Here is a 10,665-nt window from a genome sequence, read left to right as displayed (position 1 = left end):
TGTAATAATAAATAGAACCTTTGTACTTCCTCAAAATATTTCTATAGCTTTAAAATTTAAAGCTACTCTTGAAGGTAAAACTGTAACGAATATATTAAAAGATATTTTACAAAATGCTATTGAACCAAAGTATTTCAATATGAAATAGTTAAAATTTGTTATTCTGTGGTTAAAAAATATAGCAATTATGAAAAGTATAGAATACATAAAAGGCTGCACTCTTTATACGAGTACAGCCTTTTATGTTAATAATATATGTTAAGCATAATAGGTTGATAAATTATATATTTAAAACCACATATTGTAAATTAAATGGAAAAGATAATCAAATAAAACATTGTATTAGATAAGTTGACTATAACTCAATTTCATAATTATTCCATATTTTTGCAATCTCATATAAATTATTTTTAATCGTGACATATTACTACAAATTAATTCCATATATTAGAGTACAATGTATGGACTGGAGGTGACAAATTAATAATGTTAATGGGAAAACTAAACACGGAAAAGAAGATACTTAATAAAATGATAGAAAATAACGATTGGGTTCTTTCAAATGATTTTATACTAGAACAAAGTAGAATAGTGGACAAGCTCATACTAGCATATAAAAAGGGAAACACTAATTATAAGTTTAATTTAGTTTTTTCCCATTATTTAGGTGTGGGAAAAATTATTAAATGGAAAATATAAAATAATACGAAATTGGCGTGGCCATAAATCGTATTTTTCATAAAGATAACATTTTACCTAAAAAGAAATTAATGAGTAAATAAATTATAAGTAATAACGTTATTACGATAAATAGGATTACTTATTATGAATAGAATTAAAATAAAAAAATCTTAGCAATTATAATGTGTACCCTATCGGGTACATTATATTATGCTAAGATTTTTTTATTTTATCTATGTCAAAAGACAAAGTGAATGTATTATAAATCAGTTATTTAAACCATTTGATTATTTTTTTGAAGTTTAGCATACATAGTTTCTTGCTGCTTAGTTGTAAATTGAAAGTAGATAAGAGTGTTGGTAACAGATTTATGTCCCAAATAGTATTGCAGTTCTTTTATATCAATTTCGGATTCTGCCAAATGAACCGCAGCCGTATGTTTTAAAGTATGGAAATGGTATTTTTCTATATCGCTTATTTTAGCTAAGTTACAATATTTCTTCATTAAGACGTCTAAAGTCTTGCGTGAGATCGGTTTTTTCTCCTGGCTTAAAAACAAAACTTGCTGATTATCGCAAATTTCATTTTGCCTAATATATTTGTTTAAGATCTTAATAGTTTCTTGGTCTAATCTTATGGTATTATTATTGCTCCCCTTAAGCCTGTGGCAATACATTTCACCTCTAGTCTTGTTATAATCCTCTAAGTGTATTAACCCAACCTCAGAAGCTCTTAAAGCGCATCTGTATGCTATTCTAAAAATAATCAGGTTTCTCAATGCATGTAAGCTATTATCTTTTTCTATAACTTTAAAAACCTTTTTCATTTCCGATTGAGTAAGATATTTTACTTTCTCTTCATTTTCTTTTATCATATTTAAGCACCTCATTTCAAAAGATAGACCTTCTAATCATTATGTCCAACTTTAAAATACCATGTTAGCCATTGAGAATGCAAGTGTTTATCTGTTTTTATAAAAACAAAATATAAAAGTTGGACATTACATCCATGTTTATATGTGTTTTATATCAAGTGAGGAATCCTTTTTTAATAAAAACACCTCAAAACCAACAAAAGTATAAGGATACTGAGATTACAATAACTAACAATGGATTAAGAAGGTTATGTTACTTTGAATGTTACAAGTCAAAACGATATGTTACATTCAAAATGAAATTTTCAAGGAATAGGAAATAGCCCCAATACCAATGTAACTCAATTACCATTGTGTTACTTTCACTTTATTTTTAATATATAAACTAGCTTTGAAGCTCTTCCTATAATTGGTTTTTAAATCTCACTTATTTCACCCACTTACTTTTTAGACTTATTAAATATGTGTATGAGTGTTTAATTAAAAAAAATTGCAGAATATTATAACTTTTTATATTCAAATAATCCATCATAAGTATAAATAGCTTGATTAATCACAAGATATTAGAATGGATGGTGATTTAATGTTAAATTCAATTAAAAAAGTTTTTTCGTTAAGTGAAGATAATAGTAAAAATCAAGCTATAAGTCATAAAAATATACAAGAAGAATACAAAAATTTGAAAGTTTCAAATAGATTAGAGGAGAATAAAAAAAATATAAATAATATTTTTGATAAATGCACTGATTTAATTATAAGAGAATTCAAAATTACAAGCAATGCAAAATTCGGGGCTATTCTTGTATATATAGATAATATGATAGAAACAACGATATTTGAAGAATCTATTATTGAAAGATTGATAAATAAAAAGGTTGAATATTCCTATCCTCCTAATAGTAAAGAGTATTCACAGTACTTACTTGGGATAGGAGATAACAATATATTTCAAGACCTAAGCAAAGTCGTAGATTCAATATTAGACGGTAAAGTTGTTTTATTTGTAGATGGAATAAATGAATCAATGATTATTGATATAAACAACCCTCCTGGTAGAGCTGTGGAGGAACCTCAATCTGAAACTGTTTTGAGAGGTCCCAGGGAAGGATTTACAGAATCTATAAGTTCTAACATAACGCTTTTAAGAAAAAAAATTAAGAGCACAAATTTTAAAATGGAAGAATTTAGAATAGGAAGAGAGACTAAAACAAAAGTTATCATTGTCTATCTTTCAAATACAGTTGATCCTAAAATAGTAAATGAGGTAAAAGAAAGGATAAATAAAATTGATATCAACTCAGTATTGGAATCCAACCATATAAAAGAGTTCATAGGGGATGAGCCTACAAGTAATTTTCCCACTGTATATAGTACAGAAAAACCAGATGTAATAGCAGGTAAGTTACTAGAAGGTCGTGTTGCCATTTTAACTGATGGAACGCCTATAGTGTTAACTGTACCCTCACTCTTTATAGAATTTTTTTTTAATAACGAGGATTATTATTTGAAATTTGTTGCAGCCACATTTAATAGATGGATTCGATATATAGCATTTGTTATATCCACGACCTTACCAGGATTTTACGTAGCTATAACAACATTTCATCCGGAGCTTATTCCAACTCCTTTAATAGTAAGTTTAATAAAAAGCCGTTCTGGTGTACCTTATCCAGCTTTAGTTGAGTGTTTATTAATGTTAAGTGTCTATGAGTTACTTCGGGAAGCTGGTATCAGGATGCCAAGGGCGCTCGGGCAGACGATAAGCATTGTTGGTGCATTGGTGTTAGGTCAAGCAGCAGTTGAAGCAGGTCTTGCTAGTACAGCTATGGTTATAGTGGTCTCTCTTACAGCATTATCTTCATTTGCTTTACCATCTACAGATATGAGTTTGGCACTTACATATCCAAGAATTATATTTCTTGTTCTTGGTGGAACACTGGGGCTTGTGGGCCTTACCTGTGGAATGATAATGCTGCTTTTAAGATTAACATCATTAAGGTCCTATGGTGTTCCATATTTAAGCCCTATGGCTCCAATTCAAGAAAAAAAACTGTCAGATATATTTATAAGAAAACCCTTATTGACAAAGTTTAAAAAATCCTGGTTTATTAGAGGCAAGAATAGTACACGTAGATAACCTACTTTACTAAAAATTTTTATAAAAAGAACAGAAAGAAACTAAACTAAAAAAAAATGAGGAGTAGCTTATGAAAAGATTTATTTCTATTTTCATATTGATCATGATTTCAATTTTTGCAACTAGTTGTAAGGGTACAAAAGAGGAACTTGATAAACTGGCTGTAGCTGTGGCAATAGGATATGATATAACATCTGATGGTAAATACATGTTAACCGCACAGATATTAAATCCACAAAAGGACTCAAGTGGAGGTATGATTGGAAAAAAAGCTGGAAGTCAGCAGAAAGCTACAGATGTAGTGGTTTTTAACACTATAGGTGATAGTATTTCTGATTGTAAAGGTCAACTAACCACAAAGCTTGGTAAGGAACTAAATTATGGTCATATAGATTTTATAGTAGTAGGTAAGAAACTAGCGGAATCAGGTATAGCCTTGATCTTAGATGCTTCATTAAGAGGTTATAAAATGAGACCCGATATTCCATTACTTGTAACAAAAGGTAATGCTTTTGATATTATAAGGGCGATATCAGTTCATGAGAAAATTCCTGCTAATGAAGTAGATAATATATTAAGGTTACAATCAAGTTTTGGTTTCACAAATACCGCTTCAATTTTAGATTTCGCTAATTCTTTATCTAGTAAGACAAAAACACCTGTTACAGGTGTTATTAATTTAAGTAAAAGTACTGATGCGGATGAAACATTTGAAGTGGTTGGTACTGCAGTCTTTAATAAGGATAAGCTCATAGGTTTTATGGACATGAACGAAACACGAGGTATGCAATGGATAAATGGCAAGGTTAAATTCGGTTACATAACAACTTTATTAGCGGATGGCGGTAAAATAACTTTTGAGATTATTAGGGCAAGTAGTAAGATAAAACCCTCAATAAAAACTGATTCATATACAATGCTGATAAACGTAAAAGAAGAAAGTAATATATCCGAGATGACTGGTAAGATAGACCCAATAAAGACTCCTGAAATAATGGATAGATTAGAAATCATACAGAATAATGCTATAAGTAATGAAATTAAGTTAGCTATAAATGTAGCGCAAAAAAAGTTTGGTGCAGATATTTTTGGATTTGGAGAAATGATACATAGAGATTATCCTAAAGAATGGAGTTATATTGAAGGACGATGGAAGAATATATTTCCTAATTTAAATATTGAGATAAAGGTAATTTCTAGTTTAAAGAGACCTGGATATATATCTAAACCTATGGATTGATGGAAAAACATTATAAAAAAGGTGGAACTTAAGTGAAAACGAAAACAAAAATATCAGCCTATCAACTCTTTAGTGCCATTGTAATGATGCCCTATGGTACTGCAGCTCTTTATTTGATAACCCCTGAAGCAAAACAGGATGCATGGATAGCAATGCTCATTTATATAATTCCAGCTATTATTCTGCAACTTATTTATGTCGAATTGTGGAAAAAATATCCTAAGGATACTATAGTTACATATATGCCCAAAATTTTTGGGAAAGTAATAGGCTATACCTTGAGTGTAGTATATATTATTTTTTTTGCATATGAAGCTGCAAGAGACACAAGAGATATTATTGAAATTATACTAATCGCTGTAATGCCTAGAATGTCAATGTACATAATTGGAATAGTATTTATGTCTACAGTTATATATGCAACATACACTGGAATTGAAAATTTATCACGAGTGTGCCAAATTTTTCTTATTTTGTTTGTGTTTATATTTGTGATGAAATGGTTATTCTTATTTTCCATGCCAGATGCAATAAACGTTTATAATTTAAAGCCTGTTCTTGAAAAAGGTATATTTCCTGTTATAAAAAAAGGTTGGCTCCTCATTACTTTTCCATATGGTGAGAGTATAGTATTAACTATGCTATATCCATTAGTCACTGAATCATCCAGAGTAAGAAAATCAGCAGTGTTAGCTATTATATTTTTAGGAATACTCCTCACGGCTAACACTATAATGTTTATATCAGTACTTGGGTTAAATTTTGCATCTACTTCACTCTTTCCCCTTCTTCAGACCTATCGTATCATGAAAATAGGAGAGTTCTTTAGTAGATTCGGTGTATTTTTTGTTCTCTTTGTTATAATGGGTGATTTTATTAAGGTGGGCTTTTCTATGTATGGATCTATGCTAGGTCTCTCTCAACTAATAAAATTAGAGGACACTAAATATTTAGCGCTACCTTTGGGTATCCTGGTTTTTATTACTTCACTGTTAATAGCTTCAAATTTTCCCCAGCATATATATATAGGTCAGTTAACATCTACATATATACTTTTATCATTAGCCGTAATAATTCCAATCATTGCATTAATTGTGTATTATTTAAAAGCTTTGTTAAGAAAGTAAATATAATCTTTCTAAAAGATAGTTAGACGGCTCTGCAATAAAAAAGCATTAATAAACTTATTTGTTTGTTGTTGATACTCTTCTATATATATTAAACATGTTGTTTTTGTATTATTAGGGGTGGAAATTTAGAAGGTAAGCTTTGAAAACATAACATATTTGCAATGTTAAAGAATGACCAATAGACTCAATGCGAATGTAACTCAATTGGTATTGTGTTACTTTCAGTGTTCTAAAAAAGGCCTAACAATTATGTTAGGCCTTAAGGAGGAATTCTATTACCTTTGAATTTAATAGAACTTATTATATAATATTCAAAGCTATACATATAGCTACATTTTTGCAACATTTAGCATTCAAATTGTTCTATTATTTCTTGAAATTAAGGAAGTTGCATTTTTTATAATATTAAGTTTTATATCAAGTTAAAGTTCGTTTATTATTTCATGAGATTATATTTTTAACGTACTTTTCATTTATATTTTTTAAAAGTATCAAAATTGTTATGTTAACATCCATGATATGACATTATTATTAATAATGGAGGTATGTTTTATGAAAGGAATAGATATATCTAGTTACCAACAAAATGTGGATTTTATAAAAGTAAAAAATAGTGGAGTAGAAATAGTTTATATTAAGGCTACTGAAGGAGTGACATATACTAATCCTTTGTTAGAATCTCAATACAGTGGAGCAATGGCAGCAGAACTTAGAATTGGGTTTGCGAGCACTACCCCTATATAGAAATAAAAGAACCTAACTATTACCTCCTTAATTGAATTATCATTTCATAACATTTGTGTTTATTTAGCCAAAGGAGTAGAAATGAATGTATAGATTGTCTATGTTGTGATAGCTCAAATAAATAATTCTGTTTTTCCTTTATAGGATCCATAAAAAGCTATACTTTCAGTATCGACTGGGTTTGCTTGTGGAAGAACAGCAATATTATAAATCTTGTCTATTGCAAGTGAAATGCTGCTTGCTGAATTATCGTATTCATCAGTAACATAATAATTATCAGTATTTCCAGTACCAATTCTAGTTACCGTCAGCTTTACAATAGCTTCATATATTGCCATCGGGGCAACTATTCCAATAATTCTAACCTGTCTTGTTGTTGGTATTGGTATTGGTATAATACTATGATTGCAATTGCAGGGACAAGGATAATATATTACTTTCATTGAAGTGAAATTTTTAATATTATGATTACATTCGTTTTTATAGTTAGTATTATTTTCAAGTATTGCAATAGTTTTTTTTATACCATAATTCACTTTTATAAAGGGCGTTAGGCTACTGTCCTTACATGTTGCTGAACCGTAGTTAGTGATAAAATCATTGCTTTTTTTGTATAGAATTATCCCCTTATTCGAGGCTGGATGCTTAAACCATAGCGATACAATCTTAGTAATGTTAGCTTTAACTAGTATTTTAGAAGTTATGGGATAGATACTGCCTTGAATAAGATTGTTAACCATCGGAGGATTTTTGTAGGTAGTGTAATTATTGAAGTAGTCAAAAAGTGGATATATATAAATACATTTTTTTTTGTCATCATAGAATTTATCGGTTTTAAATAATACAATTTCTGCGTTGGCTATTTCAGCATTAATGGGTATTTTGGAAATATCGAAAAATAAAAGGCTAGAATAAGAATATACTCCATCATATCCTACAGTTATATTATCTTTATTTATGTTTCCATCAAGAATTTTATTTGTTAATGTAAGACTTTTAGTTGATGATATTATAATACTTTCCACTTTTTTCAACCCCCTTATTTTATAACACAAACAAAGCCATTGACAGGCTTTGTCTGCATTTTATTATTAAACTATTAAGCTATTGGAACCATTTCTCCTTCAAAAGCTCCACCATCACCACTGACTAATAGTGTAACTGGGTCCGGTGTTGATAAAAGTTCATTAGCAGTTAATCTAGGAGTAATTGTCATATAAACTTTATCGGGCGTAGTAGAGAAGTCTGCGCCAGCAATATACTCCTTTGTTACATAAAAATATCTATGCGTAGGCGTAGCTGGAGTAGTAATATTATCGAGAACATCTAAAGTTATAGTTACTGCATAGGTTGGAGAATCAGTACCAATCTTTCCAGTAAGCTGTATTTCTTGAACAGAAGCGGTTTTAGGGCTTCCAAAATCTATAGTTAAAGCTGCCATATATAAAGACCCCTTATTTTTAAATTTAAGCTAGCTATTTATTAGCTCAATATATATTATATATTCTCTTGTATTTTGTGCTTTAAAGTTAGAATATATATGGACAAGGTATACTATTAATGTGTCTTTTAGTTGTTTCAATGTTTGTACAGTTGTTATACTATAATTTATCTCCCACTTTTCACTTTGCGGATAAACAAAAATAACAGGTAAATAATTTAGGTATTGCGTTATATAAATAATGTGGTACTTATTTATTTTGATTTTATTTACACAATACCTCTTTTATATTATGGTACATTTACTGGCAATTTGCATAATATATACAAGCTCAAAAGATTTTAGAACGGGAAACATTTAATGGAGTACCATCTATAATCAGGTATAGTGCTATTACTAGTTTCAGGCATATTGATATTAAATAATTAATAAGAGGGGTATTTATATGGAACAACAAATTTTAAATGTAATTGAAATCTTGTTTGGTTTTGCAGTAACAGCTATAACACCTTATGTGGTACAAGCATTAATAGGAATAAAAAATAAGTTGACACAAGAAATTGGGGAAAAGAATGCTTCAATAATAGAAAAATATACAGAAAAAGTTATTGTAGCAATCGCCCAGAAATATGGTACTTTAGAAAATGAACAAAAGTTTGCTAAAGCGGTTTCATTACTTGAAGCTAAGTTTGGAGTAAACTTCTTAATTGAAGGTGAATTGGAAGTTTTAATAGAGAATGCAGTAGCTCGTTTAGAGAAAATACAAGATCAGGGAGTTCCCCAAATTACACCACTAATACTTCAATAGGATTAACAATAGCTAAATATGTAAAATATCTTGTCTATTAGAAAATAATTTAGAAATGGAGATGAAGTTTATGAAAGGCATAGATATATCCAATTATCAACAAGGTGTGGATTTTAAAAAAGTGAAAAACAGTGGAATAGAAATAGTTTATATTAAAGCTACTGAAGGTATCTCTTACCAAAATCCATTGTTACAATCACAATATAGCGGAGCTAAAGCAGTTGGCCTAAAAGTTGGATTTTATCATTTTTTAAGAGCAAATGATCCAATATTAGAGGCAAAACATTTTTTGAATGTTATAAATGGGCTTTCGTCCGATTGTAAATATGCTATAGATGTGGAAGTGGCATTAGGTCAAACCGTAACTAAGATAAGCTCTAATGTAAGATTATTCGTAAACTATCTAATATCAAATAATAAGGAAGTATGCATTTATACAGGAGATTATTTTTACGCAAACAATTTAAATAACTCAGTTAAGAATATACCATTGTGGGTGGCTCATTATGGAGTAGCAAAGCCGGATGCAGTTAATTATATAGGATTTCAATACTCATCAACTGGTATCGTAAACGGGATAAATGGACCTGTAGATTTAAATGAATTTAGTTCTGGCGTATTTCTTAGTTCAATATCTCCTGTGCCTGTTAGTGCAGTTATAAAGGCATTTCAACATGCTGCCAATATAGTTGGATTAACAGATAAAAATGGAGACAAGCTTTTAGAAGATGGTATCAAAGGTAACCATACAAATGAAGTTATAGCTAAAACATTTGTTGCTACAGGAGCTCATAATGAGCTTGTCCGCTTCATACAGCAACAACTTATTGCATTAGGATTTAACTGTGGTAAGACTGGAGCTGATTCATATCTTGGACAGGACACATTACTATCGGTTCAGAAGTTTCAGACTTCAAAAGGGTTAAAAAAAGATGGAATTGTAGGTCCATTAACTATAATACAACTTTTAAATTAATAGTTTGAGTAAACCATTCAAGATAAAAATTAAAATTTGTACAAGCTTCATGTATCTTAAAATTGGCAGTATAAAAAATTGTAGATTTGACGACTATCAAAAATACTTGGTGTGGAAGTTTTAACCTCCACTAAAATTACAATATAATTAAGGAGATGAGATGTGACAACGTGGATGAACTAGAGAAATGCCTCTGTGAAATAAAAAATTTAGAGAAACAAATGGACATTCATTTTGAATATATTGAAAAAATGTTTGTAGCAGAAGCAAAACGTATAGATGCTAATAGAGCCAATGATATAAGTGAAGTAGCACTTGCTAATGATAAAGCTATAGCTCAATCCGGGGTATTATCAAGTCAATTTGCAAATATCAATAAACAGATAGAGGAAAGAATAATTGTATTAGAAAAGAACAACTATGAAAATGAAGGCAGAAAAACATTTTCAGCACCTTTGTTGATAACAATTGCAAGTCTTATGGGCGGAATTATTGTATATATAGTTCAAAAGCTTATAAGTTTATAATAATATTAATATATTTTTACTCCATTAAAAAACAAAGGATTAAATTAAATGTCGTGAAAGTTTAATTTCACGACGTTTAATAGACCTCTATAACTAGCCTATACCCC

At 29.6% G+C, this 10,665-nt stretch carries 11 protein-coding genes; 8 read left to right on the top strand and 3 right to left on the bottom strand.

Annotated elements, in window-relative coordinates:
* Nucleotides 1-486 precede the first annotated feature (486 nt).
* Complete coding sequence (locus Q0649_RS14900; protein WP_298843722.1) at nucleotides 487-699, top strand: hypothetical protein; 213 nt, start codon at nucleotides 487-489, stop codon at nucleotides 697-699.
* Nucleotides 700-955: 256 nt separating this feature from the next.
* On the opposite strand, the gene Q0649_RS14895 is transcribed toward Q0649_RS14900, so the two are convergent.
* A complete protein-coding gene (locus Q0649_RS14895) occupies nucleotides 956-1,555 on the bottom strand; it encodes a tyrosine-type recombinase/integrase (protein WP_298843719.1) in 600 nt (199 codons plus the stop codon).
* 583 nt (nucleotides 1,556-2,138) lie between these two features.
* Between Q0649_RS14895 and Q0649_RS14890 the strand changes: the two genes are divergently transcribed.
* The 4 genes from Q0649_RS14890 to Q0649_RS14875 all read left to right on the top strand — a co-directional run bounded on the left by Q0649_RS14890 (nucleotide 2,139) and on the right by Q0649_RS14875 (nucleotide 6,806).
* Nucleotides 2,139-3,692, top strand: a complete 1,554-nt coding sequence (locus tag Q0649_RS14890; protein ID WP_298843716.1) for a spore germination protein — start codon at nucleotides 2,139-2,141, stop codon at nucleotides 3,690-3,692.
* Between the two features lie 70 nt (nucleotides 3,693-3,762).
* Nucleotides 3,763-4,932, top strand: a complete 1,170-nt coding sequence (locus Q0649_RS14885) for a Ger(x)C family spore germination protein (protein WP_298843713.1) — start codon at nucleotides 3,763-3,765, stop codon at nucleotides 4,930-4,932.
* A gap of 32 nt (nucleotides 4,933-4,964) precedes the next feature.
* Complete coding sequence (locus Q0649_RS14880; protein ID WP_298843711.1) at nucleotides 4,965-6,059, top strand: GerAB/ArcD/ProY family transporter; 1,095 nt, start codon at nucleotides 4,965-4,967, stop codon at nucleotides 6,057-6,059.
* A 555-nt stretch (nucleotides 6,060-6,614) separates the two neighbouring features.
* Nucleotides 6,615-6,806, top strand: a complete 192-nt coding sequence (locus Q0649_RS14875; protein ID WP_298843708.1) for a GH25 family lysozyme — start codon at nucleotides 6,615-6,617, stop codon at nucleotides 6,804-6,806.
* Nucleotides 6,807-6,919: 113 nt separating this feature from the next.
* Here Q0649_RS14875 and Q0649_RS14870 read toward each other — a convergent pair whose 3' ends face one another.
* Both Q0649_RS14870 and Q0649_RS14865 read right to left on the bottom strand, forming a co-directional pair.
* Nucleotides 6,920-7,831 carry a DNRLRE domain-containing protein gene (locus tag Q0649_RS14870; protein WP_298843704.1) on the bottom strand — a complete coding sequence of 304 codons (912 nt, stop codon included), beginning with the start codon at nucleotides 7,829-7,831 and terminating at the stop codon, nucleotides 6,920-6,922.
* A gap of 74 nt (nucleotides 7,832-7,905) precedes the next feature.
* Complete coding sequence (locus Q0649_RS14865) at nucleotides 7,906-8,247, bottom strand: hypothetical protein (protein ID WP_298843701.1); 342 nt, start codon at nucleotides 8,245-8,247, stop codon at nucleotides 7,906-7,908.
* A 445-nt stretch (nucleotides 8,248-8,692) separates the two neighbouring features.
* Here Q0649_RS14865 and Q0649_RS14860 point away from each other — a divergent pair, with 445 nt between their 5' ends.
* The 3 genes from Q0649_RS14860 (at nucleotide 8,693) to Q0649_RS14850 (ending at nucleotide 10,558) form a co-directional block, all read left to right on the top strand.
* Entirely contained in the window at nucleotides 8,693-9,055 is a 363-nt protein-coding gene (locus Q0649_RS14860; RefSeq protein WP_298843698.1) for a hypothetical protein, read from the top strand.
* A 70-nt stretch (nucleotides 9,056-9,125) separates the two neighbouring features.
* Nucleotides 9,126-10,031 (top strand): GH25 family lysozyme, encoded by a 906-nt coding sequence (locus Q0649_RS14855; RefSeq protein WP_298843695.1) that lies wholly within the window; start codon nucleotides 9,126-9,128, stop codon nucleotides 10,029-10,031.
* Nucleotides 10,032-10,201: 170 nt separating this feature from the next.
* Nucleotides 10,202-10,558 (top strand): hypothetical protein, encoded by a 357-nt coding sequence (locus Q0649_RS14850; RefSeq protein ID WP_298843692.1) that lies wholly within the window; start codon nucleotides 10,202-10,204, stop codon nucleotides 10,556-10,558.
* Nucleotides 10,559-10,665 lie beyond the last annotated feature (107 nt).

The organism is uncultured Clostridium sp., from assembly GCF_937920395.1.
Classification (GTDB): Bacteria; Bacillota; Clostridia; order Clostridiales; family Clostridiaceae; genus Clostridium_AD.
The sequence above is the reverse complement of the archived record's forward strand: the minus strand, read 5'-3'. Positions and strand labels throughout refer to the sequence as shown.

What these genes read in the sequence shown, in the direction of transcription:
- Q0649_RS14890 (WP_298843716.1), top strand. Translation starts at nt 2,139, where the DNA reads ATGTTAAATTCAATTAAAAAAGTTTTTTCGTTAAGTGAAGATAATAGT.
- Q0649_RS14865 (WP_298843701.1), bottom strand. Translation starts at nt 8,247, where the DNA reads ATGGCAGCTTTAACTATAGATTTTGGAAGCCCTAAAACCGCTTCTGTT.
- Q0649_RS14860 (WP_298843698.1), top strand. Translation starts at nt 8,693, where the DNA reads ATGGAACAACAAATTTTAAATGTAATTGAAATCTTGTTTGGTTTTGCA.
- Q0649_RS14895 (WP_298843719.1), bottom strand. Translation starts at nt 1,555, where the DNA reads ATGATAAAAGAAAATGAAGAGAAAGTAAAATATCTTACTCAATCGGAA.
- Q0649_RS14900 (WP_298843722.1), top strand. Translation starts at nt 487, where the DNA reads ATGTTAATGGGAAAACTAAACACGGAAAAGAAGATACTTAATAAAATG.
- Q0649_RS14855 (WP_298843695.1), top strand. Translation starts at nt 9,126, where the DNA reads ATGAAAGGCATAGATATATCCAATTATCAACAAGGTGTGGATTTTAAA.
- Q0649_RS14875 (WP_298843708.1), top strand. Translation starts at nt 6,615, where the DNA reads ATGAAAGGAATAGATATATCTAGTTACCAACAAAATGTGGATTTTATA.
- Q0649_RS14885 (WP_298843713.1), top strand. Translation starts at nt 3,763, where the DNA reads ATGAAAAGATTTATTTCTATTTTCATATTGATCATGATTTCAATTTTT.